The organism is Actinobaculum suis, from assembly GCF_900618115.1.
In the GTDB taxonomy this organism is placed as follows: Bacteria; Actinomycetota; Actinomycetes; order Actinomycetales; family Actinomycetaceae; genus Actinobaculum; species Actinobaculum suis.
In genome coordinates, this window is record NZ_UYIO01000001.1 from 313,337 (window position 1) to 329,082 (window position 15,746).

Genomic DNA, 15,746 nt, shown 5'->3' on the forward strand with positions numbered 1-15,746 from the left:
TGCTGGACTGTTGAGCGTTATCACGCTCGCTCTGGCCGGATGCAGTGGGAACACAAATACGGCCGGCACTACAAATGGCCAAAACCCCACCACTTCCGAAAATGCTCCCGTGCCTGGCACGAATGAAAACAAAAATGGAGGCAAGGCCGGCGTCGTCACGGTGATGACGCACGATTCTTTCAATGTACCGCCAGAACTGATCTCTAAATTTGAAGAAGAGAGCGGGTCCCGCGTGGTGCTCACAGCGCCTGGCGATGCTGGTACCGTGGTCAACCAGCTTGTGCTCGCGGAGGGCAAGCCGGTTGCCGACGCCGTGTACGGCATCGATACGTTCACTGCCTACCAGGCGCTCGACGCCAACGTGCTCGAACCCTATACGCCCGCGGCATTAGCTACCATCGCGAATACCTCCGGCACTGCGAATAGCGCTGCCACTGCGGGTACAGCCGGCACCGCGAATACCGCCGCCACTACGCCGGATCAAGATAGTGCCGCGCCTACCGGCCAGCACCCGGCGCAACTGGATGGCAAACTCACCCCTATCGACCATGGGGAAGTATGCGTGAACTATGACAAAAAGTGGTTTGCCGATAATAATCTGGCAGTGCCAGAAACTTTTGCGGATCTAGCTGAGCCGCAGTACGCAAAACTGCTGGTTACCACCAACCCGGCGGCTTCTTCGCCAGGCTTGGCTTTCTTGGCCGCCACCGCCGAATATACCGGCCAGGATCGGGAAGCCTTGCGCGCATACTGGCAGCAGTTGTTCGCGGGCGGCACCCTGGTAGAGGAAAGTTGGGCGGATTCTTATAACGCCGATTTTTCGGCTAAGGGGAGTGGGGAATATCCGCTCGTAGTTTCCTATTCGAGCTCGCCGGCGGCCGAAGATGGGGCTACCGGCAATTTGCCACAAACCTGCATCCGGCAAACCGAATATGCCGGAGTACTGCGCGGAGCCAAAAATCCTACCGGTGCGCAGGCCTTTATTGATTTCCTTTTGAGCCCGGACGTACAAGCGGCGATCGCCCCGAATATGTACATGTACCCGGTGGCCGATGTGCCACTACCGGAAGCGTGGGAGAAGTATGCCCCGCGAGTAACTAACCCGATCGAAACCGACCCGAAAACCTTCGGGCAAAACCGCGCCGAACTAATCCGCGACTGGCGGGAGGTGGCCGGGCGGTGAGTACCGGCACGAGCACAGACCAGGCCGGTGCAAGTGCCTACCGCGATACCGAAAATACTTGCCACGCCGCAACCACCTGGCGTAGCGGCCGGGGTGGCGGATGGCGTGGCGGCCGGGGTGGTGGCTGGCGTGGCGGCCGGGGTGGTGGCTGGCGTAGTGGCCGGCCGCGCTGGGCACGCCCCTGCGTATTCGGGATTTCGTTGCTCCCCTGCGTTTTCCTTCTGGCTTTCTTCGCCTGGCCGGTACTGGCCATGCTCGGCAAAGGGATCGGCGCCCACGCGGCCGCGGCGAGCGTTCTTAGCAACCCGCGTACTTGGAAAATCTTTGGCCAAACCTTGTGGATGGCCGCCGCGGGCACCATCGGTTCCCTATTTTTCGGCATTCCTGGCGCGTACGTGCTGTACCGGTTACGCCTTCCCGGCCGCCGTTTCTGGCGGGCGCTTAGCATGATCCCCTTCGTGCTGCCCACGGTCGTGGTCGGCGTGGCCTTCCGCGCCCTCCTCGGCCCGGCCGGCCCCTACGGCTTCCTCCACCTAGACAAAACTACCTGGGCAGTGGTAGCCGCCATGGTGTTCTTCAATTTTGGGGTGGTAGTACGCACCGTCGGTTCCCTGTGGGAAACTTTGCCTCCTCATAACGACGCCGCACGTACGCTCGGTGCCAGCCCGGCCCGCGCCTTTTTCACCGTCACTTTGCCAGAACTGGCTCCGGCCATTGCCGCGGCCGGCGCCATGGTGTTCCTCTTTTGTTCCACCGCCTACGGCTTGGTGCGGACTTTAGGAACACCCGGCTATGGCACTTTGGAAACCGAGATTTATACGCAGACCAACACTTTTCTCGATCTGGAATCCGCGGCCATCTATTCGGCCCTGCAACTAGTGGTGGTGCTAGTGGCCGTGGCCGTAGCGAACTATTTCCGCAACCGTACCCCCTTGGCTTTGCGGCGCCGGCCGCTGCGCCGGCCGGGCCGGGCCGATGTACCAGCGCTGGCCATTACCGGATTTGCGTTGGTATTCCTCCTCGCCGTGCCCATCGCTAACTTGGTGTTGGCGTCTTTGCGGCGTGGCCCGGCCTGGAGTTTAGCTAATTACACGGATTTGGCGCGGGCCGCGGCGGGCGGGATTAGCGTGCTTGAAGCGCTGTGGAATTCGGTGCGGGCGGCGCTCGGGGCGGCGGCGATGGCCTTAATCATCGGTGCCATTCTTGCTTTTGTGCTCTCCCGTGGGGTGGCAAACAACCCGCCGCCGGCGCGGCGCGGGCAACGCGGGCAGCACAGGCAGAACAGCCCGCAAGTGCGGCGCGGGCGGATCGGGCAGTGGTGGTGGCAGGCGCTGGAAGGCCTGTCTTTGATGCCGCTCGGGATTTCTGCGGTGACCTTGGGTTTTGGCACTTTCTTGACCTTGCGTTTGGCGGTGGAAAATACCCAGATTTTGGTTCCCGCAGTACAAGCGGTAGTAGCTTTGCCGTTGGTCACGCGGGCCATGCTCCCGGTGTTACGGGCAATTAATCCGCGCCTGCGGGAAGCTGCGGCTTGCCTTGGTGCCGGCCCGGTCCGCAGTTTTTTGACGGTAGACGCACGGATGGCGCTCCCAGCTCTCGGCGTTGCCGCCGGCTTTGGCCTCGCGGTAGCACTAGGCGAATTTGGGGCCAGCTCATTTTTGGCCACCGGCACCAACCAAACCTTGCCGGTATTGATCGAACGTCTAATTAATCGGCCCGGGCCCGGCAACTACGGAATGGCCATGGCCGCTTCCGTAATCCTGGGCGGGCTATGCGGCGGGCTCATGCTCCTTTGCGAAAGCCTCAGCACTCGCCGGCCCGCTGGCGCGGAGAACAGAAGGCGAGTAGTGGCGCCCGCTACCGCACGCGCTGGTGCCCAGTCGGTGAATGCCCAACCGGCCAGCGCGCGGCTCGGCAGTGCCCAGCCGGCGAGTGTGCGGCTCGGCAGTGCCCAGCCGGCGAGTGTGCGGCTCGGCAGTGCCCAGCTGGCGAGTGCCCAGCCGGCCAGTGCCCAGCTGGCGAGTGCCCAGCCGGCGAGTGTCAAGCCGGTGAATGCCCAGCCGGCGAGTGCCCAGTCAGCCGGCGCGCGGTGTGCCGGCACAAACACTAACCACCTGCGGGAAGGAGAAAGCCAAGATGCTTGAGTTACAGGATTTTTCGGTACGCTATCCGGATGGTTTTGTGGCTGTTCGCGGCGTGGAACTCACCGTAAAAACGGGGGAAACCGTGGCCTTACTAGGAGCTTCCGGTTCGGGTAAATCTTCGCTGCTACGCGGAATTGCTGGTTTGGAAGAAACCACGGGGAGCGCGCGGATCAACGGCGTCGATATTACTCGTACACCAACCCATAAGCGCGGCGTGGGCATGGTGTTCCAAGACGGCCAGCTTTTCCCCACCCGGAATGTGGACCGCAATATCGCGTACGGGATTGAAAAACATTTGCCGGCCGCCCAAGTGCGGGAAGAAGTAGCTCGCTGGTTGGCCATTATTGGCCTCGAAGGTTACGAGAGGCGGCCTATTACCACGCTTTCTGGGGGCCAAGCACAACGGGTAGCGCTGGCGCGAGCTTTGGCCCCGGCCCCGCGCGTCGTCCTTTTAGACGAACCTCTATCCGCACTGGATTCGCAACTGCGCGGGGAACTCGCGGTTTTTATCCGGCAACGTTTGGCCGCCACGGGCACCACGGCGGTGTACGTAACACATAATGAAGAGGAAGCGGAAACAGTCGCGGGCCGCGTCCTGCAAATGCGTGACGGCGAGCTATGGGCCCAAAGCCCCGACAGAGTAGACTAGCGGGTATGGTCCGAGAAATAACTCCGGCGGAGGTGGCGGAATGGGCTGAGCGCGCCCTCGCACACGCCACGAATATTCGGCAACGCGCCGGGCTTTTAGACGCTGTTTCAGGGCCGGCTTTCGCCACTGAACTACGGGATGAGTTTCGCGTCGGCTTACCGCGCGACGATAGGACTTTCGTCAATGCGGATCTTTCCCAATGGATTTGGATTTCCTCGCAAAAACGTTTAACGGTGCGCGATGCCCGGGTGGAGGCCGCTGAACCGTGGCTACCAGCTTTGCGGGAAGCTACCGGCGGGAAAGAATTCACGATTTCCACTTTCGCGGGTTGCACGGATGCCGATCCAATACTTGCCGCCTGCCCGCACCGGCTCCGTTCGATCGAAATGGCCGCCGCTTTACCTTCCATTGCCGTGGTTCCCGCTGGCACGCCAGACGTCACGCTACGGACGATGACCAGCCGGGAACTGCGCGATTTCCTCGAAATAACTTCTGATGAGCTGGCCGAACAACAATTGGGTACACATCCGGATAAAACCTATCCGGAACTTAAAAAACGAGCTTTGCTGCGAGCACACCACCAACTTTCCGACGGCGTTTCCACTCCCGGCCACGAACTGTTTGCGATCGTGGTGAACGGCCGGGATGTTGGGGGTATGTGGGCACAACAGGACGGGCCGCGCGTGCGAGTGTGGAGCCTAGTGGTGTACCAGGACTACCGCGGGCGTAGCTATTCACGTGCCGCCCTGGCCCAAATTGCTATTGCTATGAGCTTCCGGGGCGTGCGATTTATGTCAGTCCCACTGGTTTCCACAAATACGCACGCCCGGAGCATCTTCGAACTCGGCGGATTTAAACTCGCCCGCAAAAACTTCTGCGCCCGCGCCGTGGAAGCGTAAAAGATCGGCGTAGAGGCGCGTTGAAACGCCTCGCGCCCGCGCGCGCTGGTCCACCCCGCGTGCACTCCGCGCCCGCGCGCGCTGGCCCACCCGCGTCTAGCTATCTTCTATGCAAAGTGCGCGGAGGCCTGGGTGAGCCGGTCCAACTGGGCTTCGCTAAGTTCCAGCTTCGGCGCCGCCATTAGCGCATCGAGCTGGGAAACCTTGGAAACGGAGGCGATCGGCGCCGTCACGCCTCGGGCAAGCTGCCAGGCGAGCCCCACCGTGGTGGGAGCAGCCCCTACCTCTTCCGCAACCGCCACAAGCTCATCCACCACGTGGAAAGCTTCGGCGGAAACGTAACCGGAAGTCATATCTTGCCGCTTCACCCCGTCCAAATCTTCCGCCTTCCGGTATTTACCGGTCAGCATCCCGGAAGCTAAAGCGAAATAAGAGAAAGTAGCAGCATTGTATTCGCGTGCCAGCGGCAGGAAACTCTGCTCAAATTCGGCGCGATGCAAAAGGCTGTACTGCACCTGCAAGGCAACCGGTTTCGTATCGGCCAGCTCGAACCATTCCCGCATCCGTTCCGGCGTGAAATTCGAAAGCCCAATCGCGCGGATCTTCCCGGCTTCCACGAGCTTCTCGAAAGTTTCCACTTGCTCGGCTACGGGCACTTCCGGATCGTCGTAGTGCAAATAGTACAGGTCAATATAATCCGCGCCTAAGCGCGTCAAAGATTCTTCGACGGCGGCCTGCACATTCGCGCGGGCCAGGCCTTAACGGCTCGGCTTACCTGCCACCTTGGTGGCCAGCACGATCTGTTCCCGCTTGCCCGATTTCTTGAACCAATCGCCAATAATCTTTTCGGAGGCGCCGCCTTCGCCGTCGTACCACGAAGGATAGCTATCGGCAGTGTCCAAAAAGTTCCCGCCGCGCTCCACATAAGCATCCAAAATATCGAAGGCAACCGGCTCGGTAGCCGTCCAGCCAAAGGGGTTAGTACCTAAATTGAGTGGGAAGATTTCCTTCCCCGCAATAGTGAGTTCCATATGTGAATATTACGCTACATACCCGCGGGCGTATCGCAAAGAATTGACTTCGCAGGTGCATTCGGTGGCGATGGAGATACCGGGCGCGAGTTTACCTTCCGCGCGCAGTTCGAGCAGCACCGGCACCACCCGATCCCGTAGCGACCACGGGTCGATTGTATTCACGTAAATCTTGGTTCCGCCTTCGAAGCCGGCCAGGGTGGAAACGCGCCATTTGATGAGCACGCGCCAAGGGGCTGGCACGTCCATATCAATCGATTTGGCATACCACTCCTCGTTTGTGGGTACGTCTGGGCCGGTGGCGGCGTGCATGGCGTGCACGAGGTCGGAAACATCGCGGAATTCGGCCTCGCTCAGATCAAACGGTTGCTGAGCTTCGGAACGGGACCACACTTCCAAGGTGGGGTAGCGGTGGCCGAAACCGGCATAGGCCACGGCATGCTCATTTTCAGCGATCACCAGGTTTTGGTAGCCCGCATAGTCTGGCCCGTATTCGTTGAAGATATTCGGGTTCTCGCGGATGCGCGGCACTTCGTACTGTTGGTTGACGGAACGCGAATCTATAGAGACTAGCTGTTTGTGCAGGTGGTCGAAGGAAGCTCCGGCCGGTTTTAGCCAGTTTTGGAACACTTGCACGTATTTCACGTAGCGGTTTTGTGCATACAACTGGGCCATCGCATCCGCCGTAATCTTCATGTAGGCATAGTGCTGTTCGGGCGTCATAGTGCCGGAACTGAAACGTTGGCTACGGTCGGTAGCGCCGGGCAGGTAGTGATCATGTGCCACGATCAGATCGTGCCCGCCCCCAAAGAAGGGTTCTGCCAGGTCTAGTTTTTCCCGCTCGGAAAGCTCGTTCCAGGTTTCTTCCGGCATTTTCGAAGCCAGTGCCTTTTGCCTTTGTACGGAAAGTACGTGCGCCCGGCCCGCCGGATCAGCCACATAGCGCTCCATGTGCTCACGCGCCGCAGAAGGCATGGTGTACCCGTAGTTTTCCGTCCAATACGAATAGGGCACGATTTCGAACAGGTTGGGAATGCGGCGGAATTCCCACGGATCTGCTAGCACGTCTACCGGCACATTGCGGGTGATATTGCCCTGCGCATCAATCCGCGATTTTTCGGGCGGAGTTTCCAGCACACGGTCCGCGCAAAAAGCGCAATATTTGCCGGGCTCGCCGCTAAGCGGCCCCGACTCTACGGCGTCGAGCCGTAAAGGCCGGTCGGCACGCCCCGGAACCGTCCACACTTGGGTTCCCGAAAAAGGATTGCGTTGTTTGATAGTGCCATCAGGCAGTTTAGAAATAGGAGCGGCGATATCAAAGTGTTGCACCATGCGTATGCATCCATTCTCAGGTACCGCCACGCGCGGTAGCGGTACTGTTAGTTTCCTCAGTTTAGGGGTGAGTATTTTTCCTTCCCGATTCTAGAACGTAGTAATCCCCGTCCGTGCTAGAACGTAGTAATCCCCGCCGGTTCTAGAACGTAGTAATTCCCGCCTGGGCGAGCGTCATATAGGCCTGGTGTACGAAAGCGGAGCGGATCTGAATCTCGTAGCTATTGGCGCGGGTAGTGCGCACGGAAGCAAAATCGCGCCGCCCACCTTGCAGTTTCTGCGCCACCGCGTTCACAATACCGCCTAAAATCGCGCCCACACCGGCGCCCATGAGCAGTGCCTGCCCAGCTACTTGCGGCATAAACAGCACCCAGAATAGGCCGATGAACGCGCCCCACAGTGCGCCACTTAAAGCACCCATACCGCCCGCGCGCAAAGTGGTCATCCGCCCGGTTACCTGTTCCACGGACTCTAGATTTACGCCCACGATCCGCGCATTCTGAATAGGGAAGCCCGCATCCGAGAGCGTGTCGATAATATGTTCAGCTTCCGCGTAGCTGGAAACCTCCGTGATAGACCGGTAATCATGATCAGCGCCGGGATCGTACCGCCGCCCGCCAACATTTTGACTCATGTTTAAAACTGTAGGCGATCAGGTGATCTGTAAGGTAGGAGCTGTGAAACTTCCGCGTCAAATTTGGGTCTTAGTCTGCACAGCTTTCCTTATTGCCGTCGGTTACGGCGTGGTGGCACCGGTTTTGCCAAATTATGCGCAAAGTTTCGGGGTCTCCATATTCGCCGCCAATGCGGTAGTTTCAGTATTTGCTTTCTTCCGCTTGCTCGGTGCCCCACTTTCCGGGAAGGTCAGTTCTACGGTGGGGGAGCGCAAGGCCTACATGACGGGGATTTCTATCGTCGCTGTTTCCTCACTGGCCTGCGCATTTGCCCCAAATTACGCGACCTTGTTGATATTGCGCGGCTTGGGCGGCTTGGGCTCGGTAATGTTCACGGTAGCGGCATTGGCCTTGATTATCCGGTACGCGCCAGCCGGTGGCCGCGGGCGCGCCTCCGCCGCCTATTCCGGGGCCTTCCTGATCGGTGGCATCGTGGGCCCGGCGCTCGGCGCTTTACTGGCACCGCTAGGAATGCGGGCGCCGTTCATTTTGTATGCGGTAGCGCTATTCATCGCCTCCTTTGTGGTGGGGTATGCCACGCGGCACGGCGCGGTAACGGGTGGTGCGCCGGCTGGTGCGGAGGATACAGGTGATGCTGGTTCTGCGAGCAGCGTTGCCGATGCCGGTGTTGCCAGTGCCGAAAGTTCTGGTGCCGGTGGTTCTGGGGCCGATGTTGCCGGTGCCGACGCCGCTGACCGCCCGCGTTTAACCTTGCGCGCGGCCATGAAATACCGGCTTTTCTGGCATTGTTGTTACACGCAGTTCGTGCAAGCCTGGACCAATTTGGGGGTCCGTAATTCTTTGGTGCCGTTGTTCGCGGCGTCGTTCGCTACCGGGCCGGCGTGGTTGAGCGGCGCAGTTTTGGCGGCTTTCGCGGCGGGTAATGGGGTGGCTTTACTGTTTTCGGGCCGGCTCTCGGATCGTTTTGGCCGCGCGCCCGGCATGGTGTTTGGTTTGCTATGCGCGGGTACGTTCACCCTGGGGATGGGGTGGATGAGCTGGCCTTTGCTGTTGGCCACAGCCGTTTGTGCAGGTTTTGGTTCCGGCTTTATTCAGCCCAATGCGCAAGGGGCGATTGCGGATATGGTGGGGGACCGCGAAGCATCGAATGTGCTGGCCGCTTTCCAGGCGGCTGGGGACGTGGGCCAAATCTTGGGCCCGCTAGTGGCCGGGGCCATCACCGACTCTTTCGGCTACGGCCCGGCCTTCCTAATTTCTGGCCTGTTCACCCTTTCTGCCGCACCGCTCTGGCTGCGCCGGTGGCGGCGCGATAAACGCGAACGCGGCGCAGAAAATACGCGCGGGCAAAGCTAAGCTGCTTGGCGGGCCAGATCGGCGGCGCCGATAATTCCGGCGTCGTTGCCTAAAGTGGCCAGGCGAATCGGGGTGGGCGGGCGGTGATCGGAGGCGCTCAGATATTGCGGGAGCTGTTCGAGCACCGGGTCAAGCAACAAGGAACCGGCTTCGGAAACGCCGCCCGCTAGCACCACGACCTGCGGATCGAGCAAAGAAATCAGGTTGCTTACGCCTATCGCCGTGTAGCGCGCGACGGTCCGGAAAATATCGAGCGCCATGGGATCGCCGGCTTGGGCCGCGGCCGTTACTGCCAGTCCGGTGGCCTTGCCGTTGCCGTGCGCGAGGATCGTTGCTCCGCTTTCCGGGTCTGCGGCGGTGCGTTCCACGGCATACCGCGTGAGGGCCGTACCGGAAGCGAAAGCTTCCCAGCAGCCCGGTTTGCCGCACCCGCAAATCGGGCCTTCTGTGGCCAGCCGCATATGCCCAATTTCTCCGCCAAAACCGGAGTTGCCGCGTACCAGTTTTCCGTTGGCAATAATTCCGCCTCCCACACCGGTACCAATAGTGACGGCGACGGCGGAAGACGCGCCGGCTGCGGCTCCGAACTTGTATTCACCCCAGGCGGCGGCGTTTGCATCGTTTTCCACGATCACATCCACGCCGGCAATAGCTGCCACTTCCTGGCCGAGCGGTTCATTTACCCAGGAAAGATTGGGAGCAAAAATAACTGTGGAACGATCGGCAGATACATAGCCAGCTGCGCCAATACCTACATGTTGAGCACCGCTATCGGCAAAATCCAGGATGCTGGCCGCTACCGCCTGGGCGATTGCTTCCCGGTCTCCCGCCGGAGTTTCCCGCCGCACGCGTTCAATAATTCTTCCGGACTCATCCACGAGCCCGGCGGCAATCTTCGTGCCGCCAACATCCACACCGATGCTCAAACTCATGTTCACAATCTTACTGCACGAAGCCGGGCGAACTCTACGCAGGCGCGTGCTGGCCCGGGTGTGTGTATTTCCGGGTGTGTGGATTTGTTGCGGGAAAGGGTTTGTGGCGGGGCACGAAGTCGAGTTCTGTGGAAACACACCTACATGAAGCAGACTGTGGAAAGAGAGGAAAGCGTACGAACAAGCCGGTACGATGTATACAGAGGAGGTGGCGCGTATGGCGCAATCGTGGGTCCTTTCCGTAGAAGAAATGCTCGAACGTAATCAAGCGGAAGCAAAAGAGGCTTCTGCGCAAGAATTACTTGTGCCCTCGGCAGCGCGCGTCACCGAGCAACCGGCAGGGCAAGATTTTTCGGCATATGGGGCTGCCGCAGCAGCGCAGGAGATTCTCAACCGTGATGGTTGCTTGAATGACGTCTGGCGTTTCTGTGTATTACAAACCATTGACTACTACAACATGGCTGTTAAATTCCAGTGGGATGTGGCGGAAGTTTTCCGAGAGCAACCGGAAACTGACGTTGCTCCTGCCAAAGCCGCGCTAGCGTCATTAGCTGAGTTCCTTTCCGCGCGAGATGGTTGGAAAGCTCCCGGCTGGGCAAAGCAGGAAAAAGCGCTCGATGTGCCGTGGTTTCCGATGGAACGGCCTGAATACACTCTAAGCGCGCACGCTTATGAGGAAGCTCGAGTGGAATCGCCACAGGAATTCGTGCATCGCAATATTTTCATTACTCTGCGGGATCTCAATCGGGTATGACTACACCAGATTTTACGCGCGAAGATTTCGCTGGCCTGTTTTCCGAACTTGCAGAGGTCCTAAAAAGTGCCGGGCATAGGGCTCAGATTTTCGTGGTTGGTGGTGCGGCTATGGCGCTCGCGTATGACGAGGAAAGAACGACTCGCGACGTCGATGCACTGTTTACAAATACCGGGGCAACGCGACAAGCGGCGCTCGTGGTAGCTCGTCGGCATGGTTTGCCAAATGACTGGCTAAATGATGCGGCAAAAGGCTTTTTGCTCGGTAACGATCCAGCTCCAAAAACCATATTCGAGTTCGAAAACCTAATTGTGCAGGTCGCGTCTGCAGAGTATCTACTCTCAATGAAGCTAATGTCCGGTCGCCCAGGTCGAGATTACAGAGATGCAGCGCTGCTTTTTAACGTGGCTGGGTACACAACGGTTGAAGAGGCCGTGAATCTGCTGGAAAGAACGCAACCTGCATCACTCCTGCTGCCAAGACATCGATACATTTGTCTCGAAGTGGCACAACTTGCGTTGGAGTTGCGAGGAGAAACGTCTGCAGACGGCGATGGTCTCCAAGGCTAGTAAGACCTACATGTGGTCATGAAACGTAGCGCTGAGCGTGCGCGACCTGTGCAAGGCACCGAGAAAAATCCGACTTGCTACTGAAAAGACGCCGGCCCGCCAGCCGGCAAATTTCGCTATGCGGTGAAGTACGTAAAAACTCGCGGGAATAAAACTCCGCACCCTAAAGTTGAGTTAGGTGGACTCAAGAAAAGGGGAGTCGGCTGGACATAACTTCGGTCGATGATCCAAACTTGGGAATGAACTGATATTGACCCCGAGAGCGCTACGGCGCGAAGGTGAGGAAAAATGGCACGAGCAGTAGGAATCGATCTGGGTACCACCAATTCTGTGGTAGCCGTACTGGAAGGTGGCGAACCGACGGTTATCGCCAATGCGGAAGGTTCGCGTACCACCCCGTCCGTCGTCGGCTTTTCGAAGAACGGCGATGTACTGGTTGGGGAAGTGGCGAAGCGCCAGGCGGTAACGAATGTGGACCGCACGGTTTCTTCCGTCAAGCGGCACATGGGTGAGGACTGGAAAGTCACGATCGACGGCAAGGATTACAACCCGCAGCAGATTTCGGCCTTCGTTTTGCAGAAGCTGAAGAAGGACGCCGAAGCCTACTTGGGTGAGGAAGTAACGGACGCGGTGATTACGGTTCCGGCTTACTTCAATGATTCCCAACGCCAGGCCACGAAGGATGCCGGCACGATTGCTGGTTTGAACGTGACGCGTATCGTTAACGAGCCGACGGCGGCCGCACTCGCCTACGGTTTGGAAAAGGGCAAGGAAGATGAAACCATCCTGGTCTTCGATCTGGGTGGCGGTACCTTCGATGTGTCCTTGCTGGAAGTTGGCAAGGATGAAGACGATTTCTCCTTTATCCAGGTGAAGGCCACGAGCGGTGATAACAAGCTGGGTGGCGACGATTGGGATAACCGGATCGTGGACTGGTTGGTCCAGCAGGTCAAGGCCAGCTCCGGCGTGGAAGTTTCGGGCGACAAGATTGCCATGCAGCGCCTACGCGAAGCGGCTGAAAAGGCCAAGATTGAGCTTTCGGCGGCAACCAGCACGCAGATTACCCTCCCGTACCTTTCGATGACGGAAGCCGGCCCGGTGAATGTTGATGAAACTCTTACCCGCGCCAAGTTCGAAGAAATGACGAAGGATCTGCTTGAGCGCACCAAGGCTCCGTTCAATCGCGTGATTTCCGATGCGGGCATTTCCGTGGGCGATATTGACCATGTGGTGCTCGTGGGTGGTTCTACTCGTATGCCGGCCGTAACGGAAGTGGTCAAGGAACTCACCGGTGGTAAGGAACCGAATAAGGGTGTGAACCCGGATGAAGTGGTGTCCGTAGGGGCGGCTTTGCAGGCCGGCGTGATTACCGGTGACCGCAAGGACGTGCTCCTCATCGACGTCACCCCGCTTTCCCTTGGAATTGAAACCAAGGGCGGCGTGATGACCAAGCTGATCGAGCGTAACACCGCTATTCCGACCAAGCATTCGGAAGTCTTCTCTACCGCGGAAGATAACCAGCCTTCGGTTTCCATTCAGGTGTTCCAGGGTGAACGTGAGTTCACGCGGGATAACAAGCCGCTCGGCACCTTTGATCTGACGGGTATTGCCCCGGCCCCGCGCGGAGTTCCGCAAATCGAAGTGACCTTCGATATCGACGCCAACGGCATCGTGCATGTTTCGGCGCGCGATAAGGGTACCGGTAAGGAACAGTCGATGACGATCTCGGGTGGTTCGCGCCTTTCGGATGAAGAAATTGATCGCATGGTCAAGGACGCCGAAGCACACGCCGAAGACGATCGGAAGGCAAAGGAAGAGGCCGATACCCGGAACGAAGCCGAACAGGCCGTCTACTCCATCCAAAACCTCATCAAGGATAACAAGGATAAGCTTTCCGATGCCACGGTAACGGAAGTGCAGGCAGCGGCCGATAAGGTAACCGAAGCGCTCAAGGGTACAGATGTTGAGGCCGTGCGTAGTGCTCTTACCGAACTGAATGAGAAGGCGCAGAAGATCGGCCAGGAAATCTACCAGGCCCAGCAAGCCGAACAGGCCCAGCAGGGTGATAGCAGCTCCACTGCCGGAAGCACGAAGACTTCCGGGGGCGACGACGACGTAGTAGACGCCGAAGTTGTGGATGACGAGGGAGGCAATAAGTGACACAAGAGAATCTGAATCAACACGACGAGGGCCCGGAAGAGGTGCCCGCCGGCGCGGATTCGGGTACTCATGTGGCTGATACCTCCGCTAATTCGGCTCCTGCGCCCCAAGCTGGCGGCGCCGAGGCGGCGGCCGCATCCACAGAAAGCGGCGCGCCGGCCGAAGCTGGCAATACTGCTGAGGCTGGTGCCGCTGGCACGTCCGGTACCGCCGGCGCGGACGGCGTAGCTGGTACAGCTGGTGCAGCTGGCGCGAGCACCGCGAATGCAGGTTCTGACGCGGATGCAGGTTCTGCCACGGATGCCGGTTCTGGCGCGGAGGATGATTCCGCGGCGGAAGAGGGCTTGGCGGATGATCCTTTGCAGGGTGCGATGGATACCATCGCTCAACTGGAGGATCAGCTCAAGCGCGCGCAGGCTTCCCTGTATAACACGGAGGCGGAGTACAACAACTACGTGAAGCGGTCAAAGGCCGAATTCCAACGCCACCGCGAAAACGGCGTGCAAAAGGTACTCGAAGCGCTTTTGCCCGTGCTTGATGACGTGCAATTAGCTCGTGACCACAATGATCTGGACGGCGGGGCTACCAGCCTCATTGCCGAAAAACTGGAACAAACCCTGTTCACGAATTTCGACGTGAGCCGGTACGGGGCAGTTGGCGATCCCTTCGATCCGGAACTGCACGAGGCCCTCATGCATGAGACCTCGGCCGAAGTAGAAACCGAACAGATCAAAACTCTCATCCAGCCCGGCTACAAGATTGGCGAACGGGTAATCCGCCCGGCCCGCGTCGGCGTCGTCTCTCCCGAATAGTGCGGCGCCGGGGCTGTACCGGCACGAGAGAGAGTAGTGGTAATCGAAACGAGAACAGAAGGGAAAGGGGGCGAGCTGGCAGGTGCTGGTTCGCCCCCGCAGAGGAAAATAAACACGCATAGTAAGCGAGGGAGGTGAGAGGCGTGGCGGCAAGTCAAGACTGGTTAGAGAAGGATTTTTACGCGGAACTAGGTGTTAGCAAAGACGCGTCTCAAGACGATATTAAGAAGGCCTACCGCAAGCTTTCCCGCAAATGGCATCCGGATCGGAATGCCGGTTCGAAGGAAGCGGAAGAAAAATTCAAGAAGATCGGCGAAGCCTACCAGGTTCTCTCTAATCCCGAAGAACGCAAACAATACGATGCCATTCGCGCCCTCGGGGGCGGTGGTGCACGGTTCCGGGCTGGCGGGAGCGGTTCGGCGGGGGATGCCGGAAGCTTCGAAGATCTCTTCTCCGCCATGTTTGGTACACCTGGGGCTGGCGGGAGCGGAAATACGCACAGCTGGACTTATCGTTCTGGCGACGGCGGCTTCTCCGACCCATTCTCCGGGCTTTTCGGGGGCAGTACCGGCGGTTTTGGGGGCTTTGGTTCCCAGCGGCGGGCCACTCGCGGCCAAGATTTCCAAGCGGAGATTTCTTTGCCTTTGCGGCAAGCCGTTGCGGGCGCTACCGTGAAAATAAATACCCGCCAGGGTAAATCGGTGACCGCGCGCGTACCGGCCGGAGTGAGCGATGGGCAGACCATTCGCATCCCCGGGAAGGGCGGGCCGGGCACTAATGGCGGGCCGAACGGGGATATCCTCGTGAAGATTCACGTGGAACCCCACCCGGTGTACGAAGTTGACGGCGATGACGTTTACGTCAACTTGCCGGTCTCCTTCTCCGAAGCTGCCCTGGGGGCAACGGTTACCGTGCCCACGCTCGAAGGTAAGCAGGTACGGGTGAAAATCCCGGCCGGTTCTTCTACCGACAAAGTGTTGCGGGTGCGCGGCAAAGGGCTGAAGAAGAAAAACGGTATCGGCAACGGCAATATGTACGTGCGGATAAAGGTCGTGGTACCGAAGAAGATGTCTGCCGAAGCGGCGCGTGCCGTCGAAGATTTCGCGCAGGCCACCGCAGGTGCCGATCCCCGTGCCGATTTCGCGCAGCTCGCCAAAATGTAATATTGGCGCGAAACTTCGGGAAACAATTCTGGTGGGGTAGCGTGCGTGGCGTGCTACCCCACCAGTCACCAATATGTGGAATATGCGGAATATATGGAATATGTGGAGCGGAATAATATCCGCCCCCGAA

The 15,746-nt window shown here is 59.0% G+C and carries 13 protein-coding genes and 1 pseudogene; 10 read left to right on the forward strand and 4 right to left on the reverse strand.

Features of this window, described 5'->3' with window-relative positions:
* Nucleotides 1-10: 10 nt before the first annotated feature.
* The 4 genes from H8274_RS01255 to H8274_RS01270 are packed head-to-tail and all read left to right on the forward strand — an operon-like array spanning nt 11 to nt 4,875.
* Nucleotides 11-1,183 carry a thiamine ABC transporter substrate-binding protein gene (locus H8274_RS01255; protein ID WP_244924486.1) on the forward strand — a complete coding sequence of 391 codons (1,173 nt, stop codon included), beginning with the start codon at nt 11-13 and terminating at the stop codon, nt 1,181-1,183.
* Nucleotides 1,180-3,327, forward strand: a complete 2,148-nt coding sequence (locus tag H8274_RS01260; RefSeq protein ID WP_244924487.1) for an ABC transporter permease — start codon at nt 1,180-1,182, stop codon at nt 3,325-3,327. The genes H8274_RS01255 and H8274_RS01260 overlap by 4 nt, the downstream gene beginning before the upstream one ends.
* Nucleotides 3,320-3,976: an ABC transporter ATP-binding protein gene (locus H8274_RS01265; RefSeq protein WP_185933625.1), complete on the forward strand. Its 657-nt coding sequence runs from the start codon at nt 3,320-3,322 to the stop codon at nt 3,974-3,976. The genes H8274_RS01260 and H8274_RS01265 overlap by 8 nt, the downstream gene beginning before the upstream one ends.
* Before the next feature lie 5 nt (nt 3,977-3,981).
* On the forward strand, nt 3,982-4,875 hold the full coding sequence (locus H8274_RS01270; protein WP_185933626.1) for a GNAT family N-acetyltransferase: 894 nt from the start codon (nt 3,982-3,984) through the stop codon (nt 4,873-4,875).
* Between the two features lie 107 nt (nt 4,876-4,982).
* Here the strand turns inward: H8274_RS01270 and H8274_RS01275 are convergent.
* The 3 genes and pseudogenes from H8274_RS01275 to H8274_RS01285 all read right to left on the reverse strand — a co-directional run bounded on the left by H8274_RS01275 (nt 4,983) and on the right by H8274_RS01285 (nt 7,872).
* Nucleotides 4,983-5,906: pseudogene (locus tag H8274_RS01275) on the reverse strand (aldo/keto reductase).
* A gap of 9 nt (nt 5,907-5,915) precedes the next feature.
* Nucleotides 5,916-7,238: a DUF4921 family protein gene (locus H8274_RS01280; RefSeq protein ID WP_185933627.1), complete on the reverse strand. Its 1,323-nt coding sequence runs from the start codon at nt 7,236-7,238 to the stop codon at nt 5,916-5,918.
* Nucleotides 7,239-7,380: 142 nt separating this feature from the next.
* Nucleotides 7,381-7,872, reverse strand: coding sequence for a general stress protein (locus tag H8274_RS01285; RefSeq protein WP_049620031.1), 492 nt, complete (start codon nt 7,870-7,872; stop codon nt 7,381-7,383).
* A gap of 43 nt (nt 7,873-7,915) precedes the next feature.
* Between H8274_RS01285 and H8274_RS01290 the strand changes: the two genes are divergently transcribed.
* Entirely contained in the window at nt 7,916-9,226 is a 1,311-nt protein-coding gene (locus H8274_RS01290; protein WP_185933628.1) for an MFS transporter, read from the forward strand.
* Here the strand turns inward: H8274_RS01290 and H8274_RS01295 are convergent.
* Entirely contained in the window at nt 9,223-10,158 is a 936-nt protein-coding gene (locus H8274_RS01295; RefSeq protein WP_074662505.1) for an ROK family glucokinase, read from the reverse strand. The genes H8274_RS01290 and H8274_RS01295 overlap by 4 nt on opposite strands.
* Nucleotides 10,159-10,375: 217 nt before the next feature.
* Here H8274_RS01295 and H8274_RS01300 point away from each other — a divergent pair, with 217 nt between their 5' ends.
* The 5 genes from H8274_RS01300 to H8274_RS01320 all read left to right on the forward strand — a co-directional run bounded on the left by H8274_RS01300 (nt 10,376) and on the right by H8274_RS01320 (nt 15,616).
* Nucleotides 10,376-10,912, forward strand: coding sequence for a hypothetical protein (locus H8274_RS01300; RefSeq protein WP_141670134.1), 537 nt, complete (start codon nt 10,376-10,378; stop codon nt 10,910-10,912).
* On the forward strand, nt 10,909-11,481 hold the full coding sequence (locus H8274_RS01305; protein WP_049620027.1) for a DUF6036 family nucleotidyltransferase: 573 nt from the start codon (nt 10,909-10,911) through the stop codon (nt 11,479-11,481). Before H8274_RS01300 ends, H8274_RS01305 begins: the two co-directional genes overlap by 4 nt.
* A gap of 288 nt (nt 11,482-11,769) precedes the next feature.
* Nucleotides 11,770-13,641: a molecular chaperone DnaK gene (dnaK, locus tag H8274_RS01310; RefSeq protein WP_049620026.1), complete on the forward strand. Its 1,872-nt coding sequence runs from the start codon at nt 11,770-11,772 to the stop codon at nt 13,639-13,641.
* Complete coding sequence (locus H8274_RS01315) at nt 13,638-14,453, forward strand: nucleotide exchange factor GrpE (RefSeq protein ID WP_231583146.1); 816 nt, start codon at nt 13,638-13,640, stop codon at nt 14,451-14,453. Before dnaK ends, H8274_RS01315 begins: the two co-directional genes overlap by 4 nt.
* 143 nt (nt 14,454-14,596) lie before the next feature.
* Entirely contained in the window at nt 14,597-15,616 is a 1,020-nt protein-coding gene (locus tag H8274_RS01320) for a DnaJ C-terminal domain-containing protein (protein ID WP_185933629.1), read from the forward strand.
* Nucleotides 15,617-15,746: the final 130 nt, after the last annotated feature.

Bases quoted from the DNA above. Each gene is read 5' to 3' on its own strand.
- H8274_RS01265 (WP_185933625.1), top strand. From the start codon at position 3,320: ATGCTTGAGTTACAGGATTTTTCGGTACGCTATCCGGATGGTTTTGTG.
- H8274_RS01270 (WP_185933626.1), top strand. From the start codon at position 3,982: ATGGTCCGAGAAATAACTCCGGCGGAGGTGGCGGAATGGGCTGAGCGC.
- H8274_RS01280 (WP_185933627.1), bottom strand. From the start codon at position 7,238: ATGGTGCAACACTTTGATATCGCCGCTCCTATTTCTAAACTGCCTGAT.
- H8274_RS01285 (WP_049620031.1), bottom strand. From the start codon at position 7,872: ATGAGTCAAAATGTTGGCGGGCGGCGGTACGATCCCGGCGCTGATCAT.
- H8274_RS01295 (WP_074662505.1), bottom strand. From the start codon at position 10,158: ATGAGTTTGAGCATCGGTGTGGATGTTGGCGGCACGAAGATTGCCGCC.
- H8274_RS01300 (WP_141670134.1), top strand. From the start codon at position 10,376: ATGGCGCAATCGTGGGTCCTTTCCGTAGAAGAAATGCTCGAACGTAAT.
- H8274_RS01305 (WP_049620027.1), top strand. From the start codon at position 10,909: ATGACTACACCAGATTTTACGCGCGAAGATTTCGCTGGCCTGTTTTCC.
- dnaK (WP_049620026.1), top strand. From the start codon at position 11,770: ATGGCACGAGCAGTAGGAATCGATCTGGGTACCACCAATTCTGTGGTA.